Here is a 21,474-nt window from a genome sequence, read left to right on the forward strand (position 1 = left end):
GGGGCGAGGCTGGAGGTGGGGCTCCAGCCTCGCCCGCCATGGGAGCGACGGGAATCGCCCTGGAAGGAACGGGTGGGCGGGCGCCAAGCGGCACCGATCACGTTTCGATTCACCCAGTTCGATCAAACACTTGAAGCACCAGGGGAGACAGGACACACTCGCGGCCATGAGGGGGGGCTCACTGCTACTGGGGATTGCCTTGTTGCTGGCTGCGGCGCCGTCCGTGGCCGGTGGCCTGTACCGTTGCGACCTGCCCGACGGCAGTCGCAGTTACGTCAGCAAGAAGCCGGCAGGCGCCCGTTGCACCCTGATCAGCCAGTCGCGCGGGGTCGATCGTCCGGCTGCCGCGCCCGCCAAGGCGCCGACGGCGATGGGCAGCGCCACCCCGGCCAATGCCGTTACCGGCTCTCCAGTTTCGATCCATGCCCCGGCCGCACCGGTCGCGGTGCCCGTCGCAATGCTCGTTCCCGCGGCAGCCACGCCGGCATCGCCCGCCCCGTCCCAGGCCAGCAGCACGGCACCGCGCGTGGTGCGCGGCCAGGTGTACTCGTACATCCAGGACGGCGTGCGCCACTACACCAGCAAGGCGCCGCGGGGCGTGGCCAACGCCAGCGCCGTGCGCACTATCCGCTACAGCTACATCGAGACCTGCTACGCCTGCGCTGCCCGTCCCGGCGTCAACTTCGGCACGGTCCGCCTCAATACCGACGCCTACCGCAACGAGATCGCCGCCGCCGCCCGCCAGCACGGCGTGGACGAGTCGATCGTGCGCGCCATCATCCACGCCGAGTCGGCCTACAACCCCAACGCGCTCTCGCGCGTGGGTGCGCAGGGCCTGATGCAGCTGATGCCGGCGACGGCGCGGCGCTTCGGCGTCAGCAACGCGTTCGATGCCAGCCAGAACATCCAGGGTGGCGTGCAGTACCTGGCCTGGCTGCTCAAGCGCTTCAACAACAACCTGACCCTGGCGGCGGCCGGCTACAACGCCGGCGAGGGCGCCGTGGACAAGTACAAGGGCGTGCCGCCCTACAGCGAGACCCAGCGCTACGTCGTGCGCGTGGCCCAGTTGGCCGAGCGCTACCGCGGCGCGGGCAGCGTCGTCCGCTGATTTGAGGAGTTTCTTAAGGCCGCAGGGCGCCTGCCGGGGCCCAGCGGGCGGTTTGCGCAACATCGGCGGATTGTCGGGCCATTCACCGTTCCGTTACACTTCCCCGTCTTTTGTGCCGCGAGCCGTCGCCAGTGGCTGGCTACGCGGTGTAACTTCGAACAGCTTTGCGGAGTGCCGGATGGCCAACCAAGGGGTCCACGATCCTGTCAACCAGGGCCGCCGTCGGTTCCTGACCGCGACCACTGCCGTGGTCGGTGCGGTCGGGGCCGGTTTTGTGGCGGTACCGTTCATCAAGTCCTGGAACCCGAGTGCCCGAGCCAAGCTCGCCGGCGCTCCGATTTCAGCGGACATCAGTGCGTTGGAGGAAGGCCAGCGCATCATCCTGGAGTGGCGCGGCCAGCCGATCTGGATCGTCAAGCGCTCCAAGGCGATCCTGACCGCGTTGCCGACCCTGGACGCGCGCCTGCGCGACCCGAAGTCGGAAAACAAGGACCAGCAGCCGGCCTACATCACCGGTGAGCTGCGCTCGATCAAGCCGGAGATCTCCGTGCTGGTCGGCCTGTGCACGCACCTGGGCTGCTCGCCGGAAATGAAGGCCGAGATCCGCCCGGAGCCGTTCGACGACGACTGGAAGGGCGGTTACTTCTGCCCGTGCCACAAGTCGCGCTTCGACATGGCCGGCCGCGTGTTCCAGGGCGTCCCGGCGCCGACCAACCTGGTCGTGCCGCCGCACCACTATGAGAACGACACCACGATCGTGATCGGCGTCGATCCGTCGTCCGGCAGCAAGGGAGCGGCGTAAGTCATGTCGAACATCATTACCCGCACCGCCCTCGGCGCCTGGGATTGGGTCAACGCGCGCGCGCCCGGCATGATGCCGGCGTACCGCAAGCACATGACCGAGTACTACGCACCGAAGAACTTCAACTTCTGGTACTACTTCGGTTCGCTGGCACTGCTGGTGCTGGTCAACCAGATCGTCACCGGCATCTTCCTGACGATGCACTTCAAGCCGTCCGCGGCCGAAGCGTTCTCGTCGGTCGAATACATCATGCGTGACGTGGAGTGGGGCTGGCTGATCCGCTACATGCACTCCACCGGCGCGTCGATGTTCTTCATCGTCGTCTACCTGCACATGTTCCGCGGCCTGATGTACGGCTCGTACCAGAAGCCGCGCGAGCTGGTGTGGATCCTGGGCATGCTGATCTACCTGGTGCTGATGGCCGAAGCCTTCATGGGCTACGTGCTGCCGTGGGGCCAGATGTCGTTCTGGGGCGCCAAGGTGATCATCTCGCTGTTCGGCGCGATCCCGGTGATCGGCAACGGCCTGACCGAGTGGATCATGGGCGACTACCTGCCCGGCGATGCCACCCTCAACCGCTTCTTCGCCCTGCACGTGATCGCGCTGCCGCTGGTGCTTCTGCTGCTGGTCGTGCTGCACCTGGGCGCGCTGCACGAGGTCGGTTCCAACAACCCCGACGGCGTCGACATCAAGAAAGGCCCGAAGGGCAACCGCTGGGACGCGAGCAAGCCGCTCGACGGCATCCCGTTCCACCCGTACTACACGGTCAAGGACCTGTTCGGCGTCGGCTTCTTCCTGATCATCTGCGCGTTCGTCATCTTCTTCGCGCCGGCCTTCGGCGGCTGGTTCCTGGAGCATGACAACTTCACCGAGGCCAACCGCCTGGTGACGCCGGAGCACATCAAGCCGGTCTGGTACTACACCCCGTACTACGCGATGTTGCGCGTCATCCCGCACAAGCTCAGCGGCGTGATCGTGATGTTCGCCGCGATCGCGGTGCTGTTCCTGGTGCCGTGGCTGGACAAGTCGCCGGTCAAGTCGCACCGCTACCGCGGCATCCTGACCAAGATCATGCTCGGCATGCTCGCCATCTGCTTCCTGTGGCTGGGCAAGATCGGCGCCGGCCCGGGTACCGACCCGGTCGAGACGATCATCGGCCGCGTGCTGACCTTCCTGTACTTCGTCTTCTTCATCACCATGCCGCTGTGGACCAAGCTCGACAGGACCAAGCCGGTGCCGGAACGGGTGACGATGCATGACTAACCAGACCGACGTCCGCCAGCCCTTCCAGAAGACGCACATCGTGAAGAAGCTCGCCATTTTTGCCGCCGGCCTGTTGGTGTCGGTCACCGCCTTCGCATCCGAAGGCGGCCACCTGCAGCAGTCGGGCACCGACCTGGGCGACCAGGCCTCGCTGCAGCGCGGCGCCAAGCTGTACATGAACTACTGCTCGGGCTGCCACTCGCTCAAGTACCTGCGTTACTCGCGCATGGCCGAAGACCTCGGCCTGAGCGAGGACGACGTCATGGCCAACCTGAACTTCACCGGCGCCAAGGTCGGTGAGCAGATCCAGGTCAGCCTGACGCCGGAGCACGCCAACCAGTGGTTCGGCAAGATGCCGCCGGACCTGAGCCTGATCGCGCGCGTGCGTGGCAGCGACTGGATCTACACCTATCTGAAGTCGTTCTACCTGGACGAGTCGCGTCCGCTGGGCTGGAACAACCAGCTGTTCCCGAACGCCTCGATGCCCAACCCGCTGTGGGAACTGCAGGGTCTTCAGCACGCCGAGTTCGGCGAAGCCGACAAGAAGACCGGCGACCGCCCGGTGCACGGACTGAAGGTGACCCAGCCGGGGCAGCTCGACGAGCAGGGCTTCAACCAGGCAGTGCGCGACATCACCACCTTCCTCGAGTACGCCGGCGAACCGGCCGCCCTCAAGCGCCAGAACCTGGGCGTATGGGTGATCCTGTTCCTGGCGATGTTCACCATCATCGCCTACCTGCTCAAGATCGAGTACTGGCGAGACGTGGACAAGCACTGATCGCTGCTGTATCCCTTGGAGCCCGCCCAGCAATGTGCGGGCTCCTTGGTTGATGCGGCGCGCTGCGCGATCGAGGCCGTGACGACCGTCCACACGGGGTGGATGGCGTCTTGCCACTGGCGGATTCCGGTGGCTGGGAGAGGTCGATAATGGCGGCGAGTCCACGTATGCGTAATGCCCTGACGCTGTTTTCCTCCACCGATTGCGTGCTGTGTCACCGCGTGCGCCTGGTGCTTGCGGCCAAAGGCGTCACCTACGATCTGGTCCCGGTCGACCCGCAGAACCCGCCCGAAGACCTCGTCGACCTCAACCCCTACCACTCGGTGCCGACCCTGGTCGAGCGCGACCTGGTGCTCTATGCGGCCAGCGTGGTCAGCGAGTACCTCGACGAACGCTACCCGCACCCGCCGCTGATGCCGGTCGACCCGCTTTCGCGCGCACGCCTGCGCCTGGCGATGCTGCGCCTGGAGCACGACTGGGTGCCGCAGGTGCAGGCCATCCAGCTGGGCAACAAGGCCCAGGCCGAAGCCGGTCGCAAGCGCCTGAAGGAACTGCTGACCGCCTCGGTGCCGCTGTTCAAGGCGAGCAAGTTCTTCCTCAATCCGGAGATGAGCCTGGCCGACTGCGCGATGGCGCCGATCATCTGGCGGCTCGATGCGCTGGGCGTGCCGATGCCGAAGGACGGCAAGGCGATCGAGGACTACGGCAACCGCATTTTCCGCAATCCCGGCTTCACCCGCAGCCTGACCGAACAGGAACGCAAACTGCGCGAAATGCCGGCCTGATTCGGCCGCCGGCATTCCGATTCGACGAGCGGGCCGCATGGCCCGCTTGGTTTATTTGCCGCCGGTTTCCACCTGCCCGCGACGCGACGGCGCTAAACTCGCCGCATGAGTCAGGAAAGTCCCCCGATGACCAGCCACCGCCCTTATCTGCTGCGGGCGTTGTACGAATGGATCGCCGACAACGGCATGACCCCGCACCTGCTGGTCGATGCCGCCCGCCCGAGCGTGCAGGTGCCCATGCACGCGGTGAAGGACGGCAAGATCGTGCTCAATATCGCCGAGCGCGCGGTCTCGCATCTGGAGATGGGCAACGACGCGATCCGCTTCAGTGCGCGCTTCGGTGGCGTCAGCTACCCGGTGAGCGTGCCGGTGCAGGCGGTGCTGGCGATCTACGCGCGCGAGACCGGGCAGGGCATGGCCCTGCCGGACGACGTGCATGCCGCCGGCGACGACAGTGACCTCGACGGCGACATCGACAGCGCCGAAGAGGGCGTGACCACGACGCTGAGCGCGGTCCCCAGCGATCCGGCCCCCGAGGGCGACGACGACGGCCCGCAATCGCCGACACCGACCCCGCGTCGCGGCGGGCATCTGCGCATCGTCAAGTAGGCCGTCATTCCCGCGAAGGCGGGGTCTTTTGGGCTGCCGAAGGGCAGCACTATCCATGGACGTTGCCCCTCAACCCGTCATCCCCTCATCCCGTCATCCCGTCATCCCGTCATCCCCTCAACCCGTCATCCCCGCGAAGGCGGGGACCCAGCGACGTTGCCCGTCATTCCCGCGAAGGCGGGGTCTTTTGGGCTGCCGAAGGGCAGCACTATCCAAGGACGTTGGCCCGCAACCCGTCATCCCCGCGAAGGCGGGGACCCAGTGTCGTTGCTCTCCGTTCGACGGTGATTCCCGCGCAGGTTGATTCGACCTGCATGCAGGGCAAAGTCACTGGGTCCCCGCCTTCGCGGGGATGACGGGTGAGGGTGTTGCACAGATACAGACGTGCCGATACAGACGTGCCGACACCCCTCAATGCAACTGCGCAGGCGCCCGCGTCACCGGCCCGCTGAACGCAATCAACCGATCCCCGCGCAGGACCATGCGCCCCACATGCCGGTCCTCGCCATCGATCGAGTAATCGAAGCGGAACGTGCGCTCCCAGCCCAGCCAGCCGTTGTCATGCCGGCACAGGCGGATGCCGGTCGCGTGCACGCTCTGGTCCAGCCATTGCACCCCGGCGGCCTTGCAGGCGTCCCGGCCGACCGCCTCGGCACGCTCGGCGGCGGCGCGTCCGGCGCTCCAGAATGCGAACACCATCGCAGCGGCAATCATCAGGATCAGTAAAGTCGGCATGCAATTCGGGACCGCGGAGCGTGGGGTATCCAGGTCCTAAATGTGGCGGCGCGCCGCGCCGGCCGCAAGGGGTACAGGACATTGCTGACAGGGGAGCAGGTCCACGATGAAACTCGTCTTTCCGGGTGGCGAACACCCGCAGGTTCTGCTGGGCCACGGCATCAATCGCGTCGGCTCCGATCCACATTCCACCATCGTCATCGACCACCCCGGGGTGTTGCCGCAGCATTGCCAGCTGCACGTGACCGCCCAGGGCGTGATGCTCGATGTCCCGCCCGGCACCGTGGTCAGCGTCAACGGCCGCAAGGTGGCGGGCCTTATCACGCTGCGGCCGGGTGACAGCGTCGGCTTCGACCAGGTCCAGGCCAAGCTCGCCGCGCTGGGCCCGGCGCCCGTGGTCGGTCGGCAGCCGCTGCAGCCCGGACCGGACCTGGCGCCAGCCAACGACGACCCGGGCGTGACCGCGGTGCGGCCGGTGGTCCCGCGCTTCTTCCTGCGCGGCGTTTCGGCCGAAGTGTCCGGACGCAGCGAGGCGCTGGTCGGCGTCATCACGGTCGGCCGCAGCAGCGAAAGCACGCTGCGTTTCGATTCGCCCGGTCTGTCGCGAAACCACGCCCGCCTGATGCCGACCGACAGCGGCGTGCAGGTCGAGGACCTGGGGTCGAGCAATGGCAGCTTCATCAACGGCAAGCGCGTGCTGCGCGGCGAGGCCAAGGTCGGCGACGAGATCGCATTCGACACCTTGCGCTTCCGCCTTGCGACCACGGCGAAGGGCGAGCCGGTGCAGGTGCGTGCGGCGCCGCGCCAGGCCCCGCGCCGGCGTCCGATGTGGCCATGGCTGATGGCGGTCGTGGTGCTCGGATCGGCGGCCGTCGGCGCCTTCGTGCTGAAGGGCCAAGGGCTGCTGGAACTGTAGGAGCGAGCTTGCTCGCGACCGGGCGCAACCGCGGCGGCCACCTCTGATCGCGAGCAAGCTCGCTCCTACGCAGCGGGTGGCGGGCCGAGCTTGAGCGACAGGTCGATGGCGCGGACGTGCTTGGTCAGTCCGCCGATGGAGATGCAGTCGACGCCGTCTTCGGCGATCGCCCGCAGGGTCTGCATGTCGACACCGCCGGAAACCTCCAGCGGGATGCGCCGGTTGAACGGCGGGTTTGCGGCGATGCGGACGGCTTCGCGGCGTGTGTCCGCATCGAAGTCGTCGATCAGGATGCGGTCGCAGCCTTCGTGCAGCGCTTCTTCCAGTTGCGCGATCGTCTCCACCTCAACGATCAGCGGCAGCTGCGGATGCATCCGGCGTGCGGCGCGGATGGCGGCGGTCAGCGAGCCGGCGGCGCGGATGTGGTTTTCCTTGAGCATCACCGCATCAAAAAGACCGATGCGGTGGTTCACGCCGCCGCCGACGCGCACGGCGTACTTCTGCGCCAGGCGCAGGCCCGGAATGGTCTTGCGCGTGTCGAGCATCTTCGCGCCGGTGCCACGCACGGCATCGACATAGGCCGCGGTGGTGGTCGCGGTGCCGGACAGGGTCTGCAGGAAGTTCAGCGAGGCGCGCTCGGCACTGACCAGAGCGCGAGAACGGCCCTGCAGGATTGCCAGAACGGTGCCCTTGGCGACGCGGTCACCCTCGGCGACGCGCCAGTCGATGCGCACGTCCGGATCGAGTGCGCGATGGCAGGCGTCGAACCAGGGCCGGCCGCAGACCACCGCATCTTCCTTGCACAGCAGGTAGGCGCTGTCGGCGGCATCGGGCAGCAGCGAGGCGGTGACGTCGCCGCTGCCGAGGTCCTCGGCCAGTGCGCGGTCGACGTCGGCGGCGATGACCTCGGCCGGCGGCGGGGCGAACGGTGCGGTCATGCGCTGGGGAAGGCGTCGACCTGGGCGGTGGCGATGGCCTCCTCGGCCAGCAGCACCGGGATGCCGTCGTCGATGCGGTAGGCGAGCTTGCGGTCGCGGGTGACCAGCGCCTCCTTGACCGGTTCGGCCTGGGCGCTGCCGTCGCCGCGGACGATGCCACCGGCCTGGATCGCGGCGTTCAGGGCCTGCAGGCCGCGGCTGTCCAGCAGTTGCAGGGGCTGGCGGGTGGTCGGGCAGACGAGCAGGTCGAGCAGCTTGCGATCCATACGGTGTGATGCCGGGAGAACGGAACAGGCGGTTAGAATACGTCTTTGCACCAAGGCTCGACCAATGTCCGAATCGTTAGTGGCCCCGCTGGTGGGCATCGTGATGGGCTCGCGCTCCGACTGGGAGACGATGCAGCACGCCGCCGCCAGGCTGGAGGCGCTGGGCGTCCCGCATGAGATCCGCGTGGTCTCGGCGCATCGCACCCCCGACGTGCTGTTCGACTACGCCGCCACGGCGCAGTCGCGTGGCCTGCGCGCGATCATCGCCGGTGCCGGCGGTGCCGCCCACTTGCCGGGCATGCTCGCCGCCAAGACCGCCGTGCCGGTGCTGGGCGTGCCGGTGCAGAGCAAGGCGCTCAACGGCATGGACTCGCTGCTGTCGATCGTGCAGATGCCGGCTGGCATTCCGGTGGCGACCTTTGCCATCGGCAACGCCGGTGCCGCCAATGCCGCACTGTTCGCCGCAGCCATGCTCGCTGCCGAGCATCCGGCGATCGGCGCCGCGCTCGAAACGTTCCGCACGCGCCAGACCGACGACGTGCTCGCCAACGACGATCCGCGGAAATGACCACCGTCGGCATCCTCGGTGGCGGGCAGCTGGCCCGCATGCTCGCGCTTTCCGGCGCGCCGCTCGGCCTGCGCTTCCTGGTGATGGACAACGTCGCCGATGCCTGCGCGGGCCAGTTCGCGCCGATGGTGGTGGGTGACTACCGCGACGAAACCACCCTGGCCGAATTCGCCTCGCGCGTCGACGTGGCCACGTTTGATTTCGAGAACGTGCCGGCCGAGTCGGCGCAGTGGCTGAGCGAGCGGGTGCAGGTATTCCCGAACCCGCGCGCGCTGGCGACGGCGCAGGATCGCCTGGCAGAGAAGACCCTGTTCCAGCGACTGGGCATCCCGGTGCCGCCGTTCGCCGCCATCGAGACGCGCGAGCAGCTCGACGCCGCGATCGCGCAGATCGGCACGCCGTGCATCCTCAAGACCCGGCGTCTCGGCTACGACGGCAAGGGCCAGTTCCGCATCAAGACGACCGCCGATGCCGATGCCGCCTGGGAGGCGCTGGGCGCGCAGGCGAGCAAGGTCGGGCTGATCCTGGAAGGCTTCATCCACTTCGAGCGTGAGTTGTCGGTGGTGGCCGTGCGCGGTCGCGATGGCGAGTTCCGCACCTGGCCGCTGACCGAGAACTGGCACGTCGACGGCGTGCTCTCGGCCAGTCTCGCCCCTGCGCGCGTCGACAGCGCACTGGCGGAAGTCGCCTACGAGCATGCCCGCAAGCTGGGCGAGGCGCTGGATTACGTCGGCGTGTTCGCGCTCGAGCTGTTCTGCCGTGACGGTGAACTGCTGGCCAACGAACTGGCGCCGCGCGTGCACAACTCCGGCCATTGGACGATCGAAGGCAGCGAGACCTCGCAGTTCCAGAACCATCTGCGCGCGGTGTTGGGCCTGCCATTGGGCGATACGCGCATGGTCGGCCTGGCGTGCATGCTCAACTGGATCGGCGAGATGCCGTCGGCAACGCCGGTGTTGGCCGAGCCGGGCGGGCACTGGCACGACTATGGCAAGTTGCCGCGTGCCGGGCGCAAGGTCGGTCATGCCACCGTGCGCGCCGATTCGGCGCAGGCGCTGGCGACGTCACTGCAGCGCGTAGGCGAAGGCCTGGGCCGCCAGGCGCAGGTCGATCCGGTGATTGCGGCGCTGGCTCGTTCGCTTTAGAGCCCCTCTCCCGCGTGCGGGAGAGGGGTTGGGGTGAGGGCAGCCTCTAGCGCATTGCAGAAAGCGCCCTCATCCGCCCTCCGGGCACCTTCTCCCGCCGTGCGGGAGAAGGGCAAAACCGGCTTACTTCAGGTTCGCAGCCACGAAGTCCCAGTTGACCAGGTTCCAGAACGCCTCGAGATACTTCGGGCGGGCGTTGCGGTAGTCGATGTAGTAGGCGTGCTCCCACACATCGCAGGTCAGCAACGGGGTGTCGTCGCCGGTCAGCGGGGTGGCGGCGTTGGAGGTGCTGACCAGGGCCAGCGAACCGTCCGGACGCTGCACCAGCCAGCCCCAGCCCGAGCCGAAGGTGCCGACCGAGACCTTGGTGAACTCTTCCTTGAACTTGGCGAAGTCGCCGAAGGCCTTGTTGATCAGCTCGGCCAGCTTGCCGCCGGGCTCGCCACCACCATTCGGGGACAGGCAGTTCCAGTAGAAGGTGTGGTTCCAGATCTGCGCGGCGTTGTTGAACATGCCGCCCTGCGACTTGCGGATGATCTCCTCGAGCGCCAGGCCGGCGAACTGCGTGCCCTCGATCATCTTGTTGAGGTTGTCGACGTAGGTCTTGTGGTGCTTGCCGTAGTGGAAGTCGATGGTTTCGCCGGAGATGTGCGGTTCGAGCGCGGTGCGGTCGTAGGGCAGGGCGGGCAGTTCGATGGCCATTGCGGGCTCCAGAGGGCTGGCTAAGGGGAGGGCCGGGGGCGATATCCGGGGTGCCGGAGCGTCCGCGGCTCGGGAAGGCTTACAATTGGACATTCTATCCCCACGCTTCGTTGCCGTGCCGTCAAAGGTCCGCAACGCACCATCGCAGGAGTTGCACCCATGTCCGTTATGGAGCGGATCCAGGCTGAAGTCGAAAGCCATCCGATCGTCCTTTTCATGAAGGGGACGGCGCAGTTCCCGATGTGCGGCTTCTCCAGCCGCGCGGTGCAGGCGCTCAAGGCCGCCGGTGCCGACGAGCTGCACACCGTCAATGTGCTCGAGGATCCGGAGATCCGCGCGAATCTTCCGCGCTATTCGAACTGGCCGACGTTCCCGCAGTTGTTCATCCACGGCGAATTGATCGGCGGTTGCGACATCACCATGGAGCTGTTCGAGTCCGGTGAGCTGGCGCGCATGATCAGCGAGACCCACAGCCAGTGAGTCCTGCAGTGGACCGCGCGCTCGACGGGCGCCCGCTTCAGGGGCGCGTGATCCTGGTGACCGGTGCCCACGGCGGCCTCGGCCAGGCCGCGGCGCTGGCGTGCGCGCGCGCCGGCGCGACGGTCGTGCTGCTCGGACGCAAGCTGCCGAAGTTGAACCGTGTGTACGACGCACTGACCCAGGTCGGCCCGGAGCCGATGCTGTATCCGCTCGATCTGGAAGGCGCATCGCCCGACGATTACGCCGAGCTGGCACAGCGACTGGAGAGTGAAGTGGGGCGACTGGATGGCGTACTGCACTGCGCCGCCGAATTCGCCGGACTGACGCCGCTGGCGCAGACCGACCCTGCCGTGTTCGCCCGCGCGATCCACGTCAACCTCACCGCGCCGTGGTGGCTGACCCAGGCCTGCCTGCCGCTGCTCGGCAAGGCGCGTGATGCGGCCGTGGTGTTCGTGCTCGACGATCCGGCACGCATCGGCAAGGCCTACTGGGGTGGCTACGGCGTCGCCAAGCAAGGCCTGGCCGGTCTGGTCGGCACGCTCCACGGTGAACTCGCCAACACGTCGGTGCGCGTGGCTGGTCTTCAGCCCGGCCCGATGCGCACAGCGCTGCGCGCCAAGGCCTACGTCGAAGAGAACGACCGCGGCGCCGTCGAGCCGTCGGCGTATGCCGCCGCCTGCGTCACCCTCCTGTCGCAGGCCGGTGCAGTCCATCGTGGCCAGGTCTGGAACCCGCCGGCCGCGACCGCGCTGCCGACACTGCCGACGCTTTCCGGCCTCTGACGCCTTACCGATGACGCCACGCCCATGACGATTGCCTCGGCAGCACTGCTGCTGTTCCTGATCCTGGACCCGCTCGGCAACGTGCCGGTGTTCCTGAGCCTGTTGCGTGGCCTGCCGCCCAAGCGCCAGCGGATCGTGCTCGCGCGCGAACTGCTGATCGCGCTGGCGGTGCTGATGATGTTCCTGTGGGGCGGCAAGTACGCCCTGGAACTGATGCACCTGCGCCAGGAGTCGGTCTCGATAGCGGGGGGCATCGTCCTGTTCCTGATCGGCATCCGCATGATCTTCCCGCCGCCGGAAGGGCTGATGGGCGAGATCCCCGACGGCGAACCTTTCATCGTGCCGATGGCCATCCCGCTGGTGGCGGGGCCGTCGGGCATGGCGGCGGTGATGCTGATGGGCAGCAACGAGCCGGCCCGCCTGGGCGAATGGAGCCTGGCCCTGCTGATCGCCTGGGGCGCGACCGCGGCCATCCTCTTCAGCGCGACCCTGCTCTACAAACTGATGGGCATCCGCGCGCTGACCGCGATCGAGCGCTTGATGGGCATGCTGCTGGTGGCCATCTCGGTGCAGATGTTCCTGGACGGCCTGGGCACCTACCTGCAGATCGCCCCTCCGTAAGGCATTGGCCGCGCCTCGCCGCGGCTCGCTTTTCCCGGCCGGGCCGCCCGGCCGCCAGCGATCCGGCAACGGGCCAAGGCCGGTTCCGCAAAGCCGTCTGCTTGCCGGCCCCAACTTTGCCGCCTTCGGCGTTTCTTGACGGCCGTCACGTCTCTGTCACAAGTCCGGCCTAGCCTGTTAAACTACTGTTAACACAGTGGTCAGGGGCCCGCACCCCACAGGGGCCGGGGCAGCCGCAAATCCGATAGTCGACCCACGCCGTGGAACAACTCCGCGTGGGTCGCGCCGTTTTCTTTTCATTCGATCATGCATGAGGCCATCGTAATGACCCATCCCAACCGCGTCCGCATGTCCAAGCTCACCCTTGGCCTGCTCGCCGCCCTCGCCACTTCTTCCGTGTTCGCCCAGGCCACTTCGGCCGGTATCGGTGGCCGCGTCGTCGCTGCAGACGGCCAGCCGGTCGCCGGCGCCGAAGTCGTCATCACCCATACCGAGTCGGGCACCGTCAGCCGCGCCACCACCGGTGCCGACGGCCGCTACAACGCCCGCGGCCTCCGCGTCGGCGGTCCGTACACGGTCACCATCAACAAGGCCGGCGCCGGCACGACCAGCCAGGACGGCGTCTTCCTCAACCTCGACAAGGTCAACCAGGTCGACCTGTCGTTGAACAACGAAGTCACCACGCTGGAATCGGTGCAGGCGATCTCGTACGGCGGCTCGGAAGTGTTCAGCGCCAACAAGATGGGCGCCGGCTCGCAGATCACCCGCGAGCAGATCGAGACGATGCCGAGCATCAATCGCAACCTGCAGGATTTCGCCCGCCTCGACCCGCGCGTCGTGCAGAGCGACAAGGCCCGCAACGAAATCACGGTCGGTGGCCAGAACCCGCGCTACAACGTCATCCGCGTCGACGGCATCAGCGGCGCCGACTCCTTCGGCCTGCAGGGCAATGGCCTGCCGACCCCGCGCCAGCCGTTCTCGATGGACACCATCGACGAAATCTCGGTCGACGTCGCCAACTACGACGTCACCATTTCCGGTGGCACCGGCGGCGTGATCAACGCCGTCACCAAGTCGGGCACCAACGAGTTCCACGGCTCGGTCTACGGCATCTACCGCGACAACGACTGGTCGGGCAAGAACCAGAACGACATCCGTCCGACGCTGTTCGACAACGAACAGACCTACGGCATGACCTTCGGCGGCCCGCTGGTCAAGGACAAGCTGTTCTTCTTCGCCAACTACGAGAACTACACCGGCAAGGACCTGTTCACCGGCAATTCCGGTTTCGGTCCGATCGGCTCGGGCGAGAGCAACATCGTCCAGATCACCCAGGATCAGATCAAAGAGATCATCGATCTGTCCAAGGAAAAGGGTTTCGACCCGGGCACCCTGGCCAAGCCCTCGCTTGACACCGAGAGCGAAGAGTACGGCCTGAAGATCGACTGGAACATCACCGACGCTCAACGAGCCACCTTCCGCTACGGCAAGACCGAGCAGAGCACGCCGTTCCTGCAGGGTTTCAGCAACTCGGCGCTTGCGCTGAACACGTACCACTACGTGCAGGACTTCGAGCTGACCACGTACAGCGCGCAGCTGTTCAGTGACTGGACCGACACGTTCTCGACCGAAGCCAAGGTTTCCTATCGCGATTACTCGGCTGTGCGTAACCCGCTCGTCGACCTGCCTTCGATCGCCGTGCGCATCGGCAGCAACACGCTCAACTTCGGCACCGAAGAGAACACGCACGCCAACGTCCTCGAGACCGAGACCTGGAACGCCTTCTTCGCAGGCAACCTGTTCCTCGGCGACCATACCGTCAAGTTCGGCGTCGACTACGAGTCCAACGAGGTCTACAACCTGTTCGGCCGCCGCGTCAACGGTGTCTACACCTTCAACAGCATCGCCGACTACGCCGCCAACCGTTCCAGCCGCTACCAGCTGTTCTACCCGCAGGGCGGCGACCTGGACGCGATGGCCGCGACGTTCACCCAGAAGAACATCGGCGTGTTCGTGCAGGACAGCTGGGCGGTCAACAGCAACCTGACGCTGACCTACGGCCTGCGCTACGACGGCTCGATCGTCGACGACAAGCCGGTGTTCAACGCGGCGGCCTCGGCGCTGTTTGGCGTGCGCAATGACAACACCATCGACGGCACCGACCTGTGGTCGCCGCGATTCGGCTTCAACTACACCTTCGACAGCGAGCGTCCGAGCCAGATCCGCGGCGGCCTGGGTCTGTTCAAGGGCGCGGCGGCCACGGTGTGGCTGGCCAACCCGTATGCCAACAACGGCGTGACCTACACCGACTTCTTCGACTCCAACGGCACCACGCTGTTCTCGCCGGACCCGAATGGCCAGCTGGCCATTGCCCAGGACGGGGGTACGCCGGGCCAGCAGTCGGTGGACTTCATCGACAACGACCTGGCGCAGCCGTCGGTGTGGAAGTCCAACATCGCGTTCGACACCGAGCTGCCGTGGTGGGGCATTGTCGCTTCGACCGAGCTGGTGCTGACCTCGGTCAAGGACGGTATCTACTATCAGCAGCTCAACCTGGGTAATACCGGTGCGGTCAGCGAGACCGACGGTCGCGCGATCTACTGGAACGCGGCGGGCCTGGATCCTGCCAACTGGAACCGCGATGGTGTTTCCAGCAACGGCGCCACCGCCCGCGGCAACCGTTCGCCGGAGCAGAGGGGTTTCAACGACGCCATCATCGCCAGGCAGACCACCAAGGGCGAGAGCCAGCAGCTGACGCTTGCGCTGAACAAGCCGTTCAACGACAGCGACTGGTCCTGGGCTGCGTCGTACACGTACACCAACGCCAACGAAGTCAGTCCGCTGACCAGCTCGACCTCGAGCTCGCAGCTGGGCAATACCGCGGTCTTCCAGGCCAACGAGGAAGTCACTGCGACCTCGAGCTACGAGATCAAGGATCGCTTCCTGGCGACTGCGAGCTGGAAGCATGCGTTCTTCGGCGACAACAACACCATCGTGTCGCTGGTCTATGAAGGTCGCACGGGTCGTCCGTACAGCTACACCTTCGACAACGACGCCAACGGCGACGGGCGGTTCAGCGACCTGCTGTACATCCCGAGCGCTCCGGGCGACGTGATCGTCGGCCAAGGCGCGACGCAGGCCGCGGAAGAGGCTGCGTTCTGGGCGTACATCTACAGTGACGAGTACCTCAACTCGCACCGTGGCCAGGTTGCCGAGCGCAACGCGGCCCATGGCGAGTGGGTCAATCAGTTCGACCTTCACATCGCCCAGGAATTCCCGGGCTTCATGAAGGGCCACAAGGCCGAGCTGTCGTTCGACATCCTCAACGTCGGCAACCTGATCAACAAGGACTGGGGTCGTATCGAGGAAGCGGCATTCCCGGCGATGCGCGGCGTGGTGGAGTACGGCGGCATCGATCCGGCGACCGGCAAGTATGTGTACCGCTTCAACACGCCTGACAGCCTGACGATCTACGACGACAAGGGCGTTTCGCGCTGGGCCGCCCAGGTCAGCGTCCGCTACGAGTTCTGATCGTCTCGGTTGCCTGTATGCACGAAAACGGCCGGGGTTTCCCGGCCGTTTTCTTTTGTGGGGGAGGCACGCTAGAGTCACGCCGGTAAACAGAAGAAAAGAAGAGAAAGATGAGCGCCACCATTGAAACCACCCTCCCCACCGTCAACGCCCGGATCTACCCGAAAGGCGGCCTCGACGTCCTCTCGCGCGACGAGGTTGCGCGCCTGCGCGACGTGTCCACCGGCATGCACGACCTGCTGCGCCGTTGCGCGCTGGCGGTGCTGACCAGCGGCAGCGCGTCCGACGACCCGCGCGCCGCGCGCGAGCTGTATCCCGAATTCGACATCCAGGTGCACCAGCAGGATCGCGGCGTGCGCATCGACCTGACCCATGCACCGGCGATGGCCTTCGTCGACGGCGAGATCATCCGCGGTGTCGCCGAACTGCTGTTCGCCGTGGTCCGCGACCTGGCCTATACCGTGATGGAACTGGGCCCGGACTCGAACCAGGACCTGGAAACCTCCGCGGGCATCACCGACTCGGTGTTCGGCCTGCTGCGCAATGCCCGCATCCTGCATCCGACCGAGCCCAACCTGGTGGTGTGCTGGGGCGGTCACTCGATCTCGCGCGACGAATACGTCTACACCAAGCAGGTCGGTTACGAGCTCGGTCTGCGCGGCCTCGACATCTGCACCGGCTGCGGCCCGGGTGCGATGAAGGGCCCGATGAAGGGCGCGACCATTGCCCACGCCAAGCAGCGTCGCGGGCGCACGCGCTACATCGGCATCACCGAGCCGGGCATCATCGCTGCCGAATCGCCGAACCCGATCGTCAACCACCTGGTGATCATGCCGGACATCGAAAAGCGCCTGGAGGCGTTCGTCCGGCTCGGCCACGGCATCATCGTCTTCCCCGGCGGCGTCGGCACGGCCGAGGAGATCCTCTACCTGCTCGGCATCCTGCTGCGCGAGGAAAACGCGCAGCTGCCGTTCCCGTTGATCTTCACCGGCCCGACCGCGTCGGCGCCGTACTTCGAGCAGATCGACAAGTTCATCCGCCTGACCCTGGGCGAGGAAGCCACCAGGCGCTACGAGATCATCGTCGGCGAGCCGGACAAGGTCGCCAAGCGCATGACCGCGGGCATCCGCAAGGTCCGCGAGCACCGCATCGCGCAGAAGGACTCGTTCTTCTTCAACTGGTCGGTCGACATTCCGCTGGCGTTCCAGCGTCCGTTCGTGCCCAGCCACGAGGCGATGGCCTCGCTCGACCTGCACCACGGCCGCAAGCCGCACGAACTGGCCGCCGACCTGCGCCGCGCGTTCTCCGGCATCGTCGCCGGCAACGTCAAGGAAGACGGCATGCGCCGGATCGAGGCGCAGGGCCCGTTCGAGATCCACGGCGACGCCGACATGATGCAGTCGCTCGATGCACTGCTGCGCGCCTTCGTCGAGCAGCGGCGCATGAAGATCGCCGGCGAGTACAAGCCCTGCTATCGCGTGGTTGCCTGACGCGTCGAACCCCTCTCCCGCGAGGTCGCCTGATTCATGGAGCCCCTCTCCCGCTGGCGGGAGAGGGGTGAGGGCAGGGCAGGCCGCCGCAGCTACGCCTGCGACACCGGCAACCGCACGGTCGCGATGAACCGCTTGCCTTCCAACTGCGTGATCACGCTGCCACGCCCGCCGGTAAGCGCCTCGATGCGGACCTGCGAGGCATTGAGGCCGACGTGATGGCCGGGGTTTTGCCCGGCCCGCGACGCCAGCGGATTGATGATGCGCACGATGACTGTTTCCGGCGTGGTCGTGACCGCGATCTCGATCTGGCCGCCGTCGGGCCGTCGCTCGATGCCATGGCGGATCGCGTTTTCGACCAGCGGCTGGATCGACAGTGCGGGGACGGTCACCGCGGGAATCTCCCGCGGTAGCTGCCAGTCAACCTGCAGGCGCTCGCCGAAGCGCAACTGCTCGATCTCCAGGTAGCGGCGAGCCAGGGCCAGTTCGTCCTCGAGTGAGATGTCGTGCGGGCCGGCCAGCGCCGCCCGGAACAGGTCGGCCAGGTCAAGCAGCAAGCGTTCGACTTCTTCCGGCTGCCGGTGGACCAGGGCCGCGCCGGTGTTGAGGGTGTTGAAGAGGAAGTGTGGGCGGATGCGGGCCTGGAGTGCCAACAGTTCGGACTGCTTGGCGCGGACGGCGTGCAGCATGCCGCGCCAGTGGTTCTGGAATGCGGCCAGGCCGAGGAAGCCGACAGTCAGGCAGATGCCGGTCAGTCGCAGGAACAGTGAGGTCCAGCCGCCCTGCGTCATCGGCCACAGTTCCCGCATCGTCAGCCACGACAGACCCGCCACCAACCAGGTGCTCAACAGCAGCAGGCCCAGCGCCACATAGCTCAACCGCTGAGGCCGGTAGTCGCTCAGCTGGCGGCGCAGCAGGTACAGGCCGCCCAGGGTCAGCAGGGCCACCCACTGGATAACCATGGAAGTCAGGCCGAAATAGACCCAGCGGTCCAGATCGACGCCAGGCGCCAGCGCCAGGACCACGGCCAGTCCCTCGCCGGCGAGGACTACCCAGATCAATGCCGGCGCCTGCCATAGGGCGTCGAGCGGGCGCGTTGGGGCATGGTGTGGCATGGGCAGCATGATGCACGCCCGCGCCGGCAAATTCACCGCGCCTACCGCTGGCCGGACAAATCGCCCCGCCTGTCCCGACGCCGCTGGCATGCCGACAAGGCCTGAAATACCTTTGGCCTTGGGTAATTGGGGAGTACACCGCCTTGCATCACATTGATGGCCCGTTCCGGTCAAATCCGGAGCGGCAACGGCGTACAGCGGGCTTCAGCCTGGTCGAACTGATGATCACCGTGGTGGTCCTCGGCGTGGTGATGGGCATTGCCATCCCGAGCTTCCGCTACGTTCACAACTCCGCGCGGATCACGACGCCGGCGAACGAACTGCTGGCGAGCATCCAGCTCGCCCGCGCCGAGGCGATCCGGCGTAACGCGCGCGTGGTCATGTGCAGTTCGTCGGACAGCGCCAGTTGCTCCAACAGCAGCACATGGGACGGCTGGATCGTCTTCGCCGACACCGACCGGGACGGCACGGTCGATGCCGGAGAGCCAATCATCCAGGCGCTCACCGTGCTCGCGCCGGCTACGGTCCAGTCCAGCAGCAACGTCACGCAGGGCAAGCTGGTTTTCCGGTCCGACGGTTTCCCGCGCGATACCGGAGGCGCTTTGCTGCAGGCAAAGATCGGTGTGTGCGCTGCAGTTGACCTGCCGGCGGATAACGCGCGCGACGTGACCATCGGACTGGGTGGGCGAACCTCCGTCCAGCGCCGAAACAACGGCGACTGCGCCGCCCCTGGCAATAGCGATTAGCGAGAGAGCAGCGATGACTTCACGAAACAAGAGGCAGCCCATTTCGCATCCGCGATCCAGTGCCGGCATGAGCCTGCTCGAGGTGCTGATTGCCGTGCTGGTGCTGGCAATCGGCCTGCTTGGCGTCGCCGCATTGCAGGCCGCCGCGCTCCGCAACAGCCAGACCTCGCTCGGCCGCAGCCAGGCGGTGATCGAGAGCTACGCGATCCTCGATGCGATTCGCGCCGCAGTACCGGGCAGCGGAATCAGCAACCCCACGGCCAAGGCCGCGGCGCTTGACGCCTATGACCTGGCGCGGACCTGCGACGTGCCGACGGCGACCGGAACGCTGGCGCAGAACGACGTCCGGCTCTGGATGGGGAACCTCAGGGCCAGCCTGGGCGGTACACCCTGCGGAACCATCGTTTGCGCAGCCAGTGTCTGCACGGTAACCGTCGAATGGGACGAGAGTCGTTCCGCCGGCGGCAGCCAGACCTACCAGATCGTTACCAGGAGCCAGATGTGAGCGCTGCTATCCGCAACCAAGGTGGCTTCCGCGCCCGCGGTGTCCGCGGCGTGACCCTGATCGAGCTGATGGTGGCGATGCTGCTGGGGCTGCTCGTCGTCGGCGGCGCCATCGCCATGTTCATGAGCAACCGCAAGACCTATGTCGCCACCGAGAGCCTGGGTCGCATCCAGGAAGGTGGACGGATCGGGTTCGAACTGCTGGCGCGCGATATCCGCGAGGCCGATGGCACGGCCTGTCGGCAGCCGCAACCTTCGCCGGCCACGTCGGCCTCGGTGATCATGCTGCCAGTAGCCAATCTGTTGACCTCCGGCGCCTGGTGGGCGAACTGGGGCAACGGGTTGCGGGGTTATGAGAATGGCGCTTTCCCCGACAGCCTGGCCGGGACCGATGCAATCGAAATGCACTCGGCCGGCCTCAGCGCGGTGACGGTATCGAGCTACGGATCCGCTGCCTTCACTGCCAGCACCGCCACGCACGGCATCGTCGCCAACGACGTGGTCATGGCCTGCGACGGCAACCAGGGGACGATCTTCCAGGTCGGAACGCCGTCCGGCGCCAGCATCCCGGTCGCAACCACAGGCAACTGCGGCACCGGCCTGGGACTGGGTGGCGCCTGCGGCACCACTGCCTACAACTACGGCACCGCTGCCAACGGCCAGGCGATGCTGGCCAAGGTGCGCGGCGTGCGCTGGTACGTCAAGGACAACGGGCGGGGTGGCAACTCGTTGTTCCAGGATGCCATGGGCACCGAGATCGAGATCATCGAAGGTGTTCGTGACCTGCAACTGACCTACCTGGTACCCGGCGAAACGACCTACGTCGATGCCGGTGTTATCACGGCTGATAGCAACTGGAAGAACGTCACGGCAGTTCGCATCGTGCTCCAGCTCGAAGGCCAGCAGGGCAACAACGAAGACCGGATCAAGGTCGGTACCGACGGCAACGGCCTGCGCCGCCAGATCACCCATGTAGTCACCTTGCGGAACCGAAACGCATGAACCGCATACCTTCCGTGCGACGCTCCAATCCCTCCATCGCCGCTCGCGGACGGCAGCGCGGCATCGCCTTGCTGGTGGTGCTGGTCCTGCTGCTGATCATGACCCTGCTGGGTCTGGCCAGCCTGCGTGGAACCATGCTCGAAGAGCGCATGAGCGGCAACCTGTTCGATCGCAGTCTTTCGTTCCAGGCCGCCGAGACGGCACTGCGCCAGGGCGAGGCCGTGGCCGCGAACCCGGACACGGTGATCCCCGCCGGTTCCAACTGCAATCTCGGCGTTTGCGGGCCACCGACGACGGGCCTGGACCGCTCGCTTGGCACCACCGGTTGGGTCAATGCGACGCGGCTGGAAGGCGATGAAACGCTTGCGGTCATCAATGCCAACGACCTGCAGTACCTGGTCGAGTATCTCGGCGAGTACAACACCACCGCCAAATGCGACCAGGTCATGGGGCCGAACGGCAAGCCGAGCGATCCGCTGTGCAAGGCCAAGCTCTTCCGCATCAGCGCCAAGTACGAAGCCGCCGGACGCGCCAGCATCCTCCTCCAGTCCGCCCTCCGCATTCCCTCGCCTTGAGTCCGGACCCCGA

The 21,474-nt window shown here is 66.5% G+C and carries 23 protein-coding genes; 18 read left to right on the forward strand and 5 right to left on the reverse strand.

Features of this window, described 5'->3' with window-relative positions:
- Nucleotides 1-166 precede the first annotated feature (166 nt).
- The 6 genes from AC3A3X_RS06525 to AC3A3X_RS06550 all read left to right on the forward strand — a co-directional run bounded on the left by AC3A3X_RS06525 (nt 167) and on the right by AC3A3X_RS06550 (nt 5,345).
- Entirely contained in the window at nt 167-1,108 is a 942-nt protein-coding gene (locus tag AC3A3X_RS06525) for a lytic transglycosylase domain-containing protein (RefSeq protein WP_487582225.1), read from the forward strand.
- A 178-nt stretch (nt 1,109-1,286) separates the two neighbouring features.
- Nucleotides 1,287-1,910 (forward strand): ubiquinol-cytochrome c reductase iron-sulfur subunit, encoded by a 624-nt coding sequence (petA, locus tag AC3A3X_RS06530; RefSeq protein ID WP_487582226.1) that lies wholly within the window; start codon nt 1,287-1,289, stop codon nt 1,908-1,910.
- Between the two features lie 3 nt (nt 1,911-1,913).
- Nucleotides 1,914-3,173: a cytochrome b gene (locus tag AC3A3X_RS06535; protein ID WP_487582227.1), complete on the forward strand. Its 1,260-nt coding sequence runs from the start codon at nt 1,914-1,916 to the stop codon at nt 3,171-3,173.
- Entirely contained in the window at nt 3,166-3,951 is a 786-nt protein-coding gene (locus AC3A3X_RS06540) for a cytochrome c1 (RefSeq protein ID WP_487582228.1), read from the forward strand. Before AC3A3X_RS06535 ends, AC3A3X_RS06540 begins: the two co-directional genes overlap by 8 nt.
- Nucleotides 3,952-4,100: 149 nt before the next feature.
- A complete protein-coding gene (locus AC3A3X_RS06545) occupies nt 4,101-4,736 on the forward strand; it encodes a glutathione S-transferase N-terminal domain-containing protein (protein ID WP_158733116.1) in 636 nt (211 codons plus the stop codon).
- 105 nt (nt 4,737-4,841) lie between these two features.
- Nucleotides 4,842-5,345 carry a ClpXP protease specificity-enhancing factor gene (locus tag AC3A3X_RS06550; protein WP_487582229.1) on the forward strand — a complete coding sequence of 168 codons (504 nt, stop codon included), beginning with the start codon at nt 4,842-4,844 and terminating at the stop codon, nt 5,343-5,345.
- Nucleotides 5,346-5,756: 411 nt separating this feature from the next.
- Here AC3A3X_RS06550 and AC3A3X_RS06555 read toward each other — a convergent pair whose 3' ends face one another.
- A complete protein-coding gene (locus tag AC3A3X_RS06555) occupies nt 5,757-6,080 on the reverse strand; it encodes a DUF3301 domain-containing protein (protein ID WP_158733118.1) in 324 nt (107 codons plus the stop codon).
- 106 nt (nt 6,081-6,186) lie between these two features.
- Here AC3A3X_RS06555 and AC3A3X_RS06560 point away from each other — a divergent pair, with 106 nt between their 5' ends.
- Nucleotides 6,187-6,996 carry an FHA domain-containing protein gene (locus AC3A3X_RS06560; RefSeq protein ID WP_487582230.1) on the forward strand — a complete coding sequence of 270 codons (810 nt, stop codon included), beginning with the start codon at nt 6,187-6,189 and terminating at the stop codon, nt 6,994-6,996.
- Nucleotides 6,997-7,061: 65 nt separating this feature from the next.
- Here the strand turns inward: AC3A3X_RS06560 and nadC are convergent, their stop codons facing one another.
- Nucleotides 7,062-7,934 carry a carboxylating nicotinate-nucleotide diphosphorylase gene (nadC, locus tag AC3A3X_RS06565; protein ID WP_487582231.1) on the reverse strand — a complete coding sequence of 291 codons (873 nt, stop codon included), beginning with the start codon at nt 7,932-7,934 and terminating at the stop codon, nt 7,062-7,064.
- Nucleotides 7,931-8,200: a Trm112 family protein gene (locus tag AC3A3X_RS06570; protein ID WP_487582232.1), complete on the reverse strand. Its 270-nt coding sequence runs from the start codon at nt 8,198-8,200 to the stop codon at nt 7,931-7,933. The genes nadC and AC3A3X_RS06570 overlap by 4 nt, the downstream gene beginning before the upstream one ends.
- A gap of 64 nt (nt 8,201-8,264) precedes the next feature.
- Here AC3A3X_RS06570 and purE point away from each other — a divergent pair, with 64 nt between their 5' ends.
- Together purE and AC3A3X_RS06580 are read left to right on the forward strand one after the other, a co-directional pair.
- Complete coding sequence (gene purE, locus AC3A3X_RS06575; RefSeq protein WP_487582233.1) at nt 8,265-8,768, forward strand: 5-(carboxyamino)imidazole ribonucleotide mutase; 504 nt, start codon at nt 8,265-8,267, stop codon at nt 8,766-8,768.
- On the forward strand, nt 8,765-9,913 hold the full coding sequence (locus AC3A3X_RS06580; protein ID WP_487582234.1) for a 5-(carboxyamino)imidazole ribonucleotide synthase: 1,149 nt from the start codon (nt 8,765-8,767) through the stop codon (nt 9,911-9,913). Before purE ends, AC3A3X_RS06580 begins: the two co-directional genes overlap by 4 nt.
- A 123-nt stretch (nt 9,914-10,036) precedes the next feature.
- Here the strand turns inward: AC3A3X_RS06580 and AC3A3X_RS06585 are convergent, their stop codons facing one another.
- Nucleotides 10,037-10,615 (reverse strand): superoxide dismutase, encoded by a 579-nt coding sequence (locus tag AC3A3X_RS06585; protein ID WP_487582235.1) that lies wholly within the window; start codon nt 10,613-10,615, stop codon nt 10,037-10,039.
- A gap of 159 nt (nt 10,616-10,774) precedes the next feature.
- Here AC3A3X_RS06585 and grxD point away from each other — a divergent pair, with 159 nt between their 5' ends.
- From grxD to ppnN, 5 genes are all read left to right on the forward strand, one after another.
- A complete protein-coding gene (gene grxD, locus AC3A3X_RS06590; RefSeq protein ID WP_200604401.1) occupies nt 10,775-11,095 on the forward strand; it encodes a Grx4 family monothiol glutaredoxin in 321 nt (106 codons plus the stop codon).
- The gene (locus tag AC3A3X_RS06595; RefSeq protein WP_487582236.1) at nt 11,092-11,877 is read left to right on the forward strand and encodes an SDR family NAD(P)-dependent oxidoreductase; all 786 of its coding nucleotides are present in this window, start codon (nt 11,092-11,094) and stop codon (nt 11,875-11,877) included. Before grxD ends, AC3A3X_RS06595 begins: the two co-directional genes overlap by 4 nt.
- Nucleotides 11,878-11,901: 24 nt before the next feature.
- Nucleotides 11,902-12,498, forward strand: a complete 597-nt coding sequence (locus AC3A3X_RS06600; RefSeq protein WP_487582237.1) for a YhgN family NAAT transporter — start codon at nt 11,902-11,904, stop codon at nt 12,496-12,498.
- Nucleotides 12,499-12,822: 324 nt separating this feature from the next.
- On the forward strand, nt 12,823-16,029 hold the full coding sequence (locus AC3A3X_RS06605; protein WP_487582238.1) for a TonB-dependent receptor: 3,207 nt from the start codon (nt 12,823-12,825) through the stop codon (nt 16,027-16,029).
- Nucleotides 16,030-16,139: 110 nt separating this feature from the next.
- Nucleotides 16,140-17,519, forward strand: a complete 1,380-nt coding sequence (gene ppnN / locus AC3A3X_RS06610) for a nucleotide 5'-monophosphate nucleosidase PpnN (RefSeq protein WP_487582239.1) — start codon at nt 16,140-16,142, stop codon at nt 17,517-17,519.
- A gap of 92 nt (nt 17,520-17,611) precedes the next feature.
- Here the strand turns inward: ppnN and AC3A3X_RS06615 are convergent, their stop codons facing one another.
- Nucleotides 17,612-18,634 carry a sensor histidine kinase gene (locus AC3A3X_RS06615; protein ID WP_487582240.1) on the reverse strand — a complete coding sequence of 341 codons (1,023 nt, stop codon included), beginning with the start codon at nt 18,632-18,634 and terminating at the stop codon, nt 17,612-17,614.
- 143 nt (nt 18,635-18,777) lie between these two features.
- Here AC3A3X_RS06615 and AC3A3X_RS06620 point away from each other — a divergent pair, with 143 nt between their 5' ends.
- The 4 genes from AC3A3X_RS06620 to AC3A3X_RS06635 are packed head-to-tail and all read left to right on the forward strand — an operon-like array spanning nt 18,778 to nt 21,461.
- Nucleotides 18,778-19,380 (forward strand): GspH/FimT family pseudopilin, encoded by a 603-nt coding sequence (locus AC3A3X_RS06620; RefSeq protein WP_487582241.1) that lies wholly within the window; start codon nt 18,778-18,780, stop codon nt 19,378-19,380.
- A gap of 13 nt (nt 19,381-19,393) precedes the next feature.
- On the forward strand, nt 19,394-19,885 hold the full coding sequence (gene pilV, locus AC3A3X_RS06625; RefSeq protein WP_487582242.1) for a type IV pilus modification protein PilV: 492 nt from the start codon (nt 19,394-19,396) through the stop codon (nt 19,883-19,885).
- Nucleotides 19,882-20,886 carry a PilW family protein gene (locus tag AC3A3X_RS06630; RefSeq protein WP_487582243.1) on the forward strand — a complete coding sequence of 335 codons (1,005 nt, stop codon included), beginning with the start codon at nt 19,882-19,884 and terminating at the stop codon, nt 20,884-20,886. The genes pilV and AC3A3X_RS06630 overlap by 4 nt, the downstream gene beginning before the upstream one ends.
- Nucleotides 20,883-21,461 (forward strand): pilus assembly PilX family protein, encoded by a 579-nt coding sequence (locus AC3A3X_RS06635; protein ID WP_487582244.1) that lies wholly within the window; start codon nt 20,883-20,885, stop codon nt 21,459-21,461. The genes AC3A3X_RS06630 and AC3A3X_RS06635 overlap by 4 nt, the downstream gene beginning before the upstream one ends.
- The last annotated feature ends 13 nt before the right edge of the window (nt 21,462-21,474 follow it).

This window comes from Lysobacter sp. Soil_N_23, from assembly GCF_057656135.1.

What these genes read in the sequence shown, in the direction of transcription:
- AC3A3X_RS06525 (WP_487582225.1), top strand. Translation starts at nt 167, where the DNA reads ATGAGGGGGGGCTCACTGCTACTGGGGATTGCCTTGTTGCTGGCTGCG.
- petA (WP_487582226.1), top strand. Translation starts at nt 1,287, where the DNA reads ATGGCCAACCAAGGGGTCCACGATCCTGTCAACCAGGGCCGCCGTCGG.
- AC3A3X_RS06535 (WP_487582227.1), top strand. Translation starts at nt 1,914, where the DNA reads ATGTCGAACATCATTACCCGCACCGCCCTCGGCGCCTGGGATTGGGTC.
- AC3A3X_RS06540 (WP_487582228.1), top strand. Translation starts at nt 3,166, where the DNA reads ATGACTAACCAGACCGACGTCCGCCAGCCCTTCCAGAAGACGCACATC.
- AC3A3X_RS06545 (WP_158733116.1), top strand. Translation starts at nt 4,101, where the DNA reads ATGGCGGCGAGTCCACGTATGCGTAATGCCCTGACGCTGTTTTCCTCC.
- AC3A3X_RS06550 (WP_487582229.1), top strand. Translation starts at nt 4,842, where the DNA reads ATGAGTCAGGAAAGTCCCCCGATGACCAGCCACCGCCCTTATCTGCTG.
- AC3A3X_RS06555 (WP_158733118.1), bottom strand. Translation starts at nt 6,080, where the DNA reads ATGCCGACTTTACTGATCCTGATGATTGCCGCTGCGATGGTGTTCGCA.
- AC3A3X_RS06560 (WP_487582230.1), top strand. Translation starts at nt 6,187, where the DNA reads ATGAAACTCGTCTTTCCGGGTGGCGAACACCCGCAGGTTCTGCTGGGC.
- nadC (WP_487582231.1), bottom strand. Translation starts at nt 7,934, where the DNA reads ATGACCGCACCGTTCGCCCCGCCGCCGGCCGAGGTCATCGCCGCCGAC.
- AC3A3X_RS06570 (WP_487582232.1), bottom strand. Translation starts at nt 8,200, where the DNA reads ATGGATCGCAAGCTGCTCGACCTGCTCGTCTGCCCGACCACCCGCCAG.
- purE (WP_487582233.1), top strand. Translation starts at nt 8,265, where the DNA reads ATGTCCGAATCGTTAGTGGCCCCGCTGGTGGGCATCGTGATGGGCTCG.
- AC3A3X_RS06580 (WP_487582234.1), top strand. Translation starts at nt 8,765, where the DNA reads ATGACCACCGTCGGCATCCTCGGTGGCGGGCAGCTGGCCCGCATGCTC.
- AC3A3X_RS06585 (WP_487582235.1), bottom strand. Translation starts at nt 10,615, where the DNA reads ATGGCCATCGAACTGCCCGCCCTGCCCTACGACCGCACCGCGCTCGAA.
- grxD (WP_200604401.1), top strand. Translation starts at nt 10,775, where the DNA reads ATGTCCGTTATGGAGCGGATCCAGGCTGAAGTCGAAAGCCATCCGATC.
- AC3A3X_RS06600 (WP_487582237.1), top strand. Translation starts at nt 11,902, where the DNA reads ATGACGATTGCCTCGGCAGCACTGCTGCTGTTCCTGATCCTGGACCCG.
- AC3A3X_RS06605 (WP_487582238.1), top strand. Translation starts at nt 12,823, where the DNA reads ATGACCCATCCCAACCGCGTCCGCATGTCCAAGCTCACCCTTGGCCTG.
- ppnN (WP_487582239.1), top strand. Translation starts at nt 16,140, where the DNA reads ATGAGCGCCACCATTGAAACCACCCTCCCCACCGTCAACGCCCGGATC.
- AC3A3X_RS06615 (WP_487582240.1), bottom strand. Translation starts at nt 18,634, where the DNA reads ATGCCACACCATGCCCCAACGCGCCCGCTCGACGCCCTATGGCAGGCG.
- pilV (WP_487582242.1), top strand. Translation starts at nt 19,394, where the DNA reads ATGACTTCACGAAACAAGAGGCAGCCCATTTCGCATCCGCGATCCAGT.
- AC3A3X_RS06635 (WP_487582244.1), top strand. Translation starts at nt 20,883, where the DNA reads ATGAACCGCATACCTTCCGTGCGACGCTCCAATCCCTCCATCGCCGCT.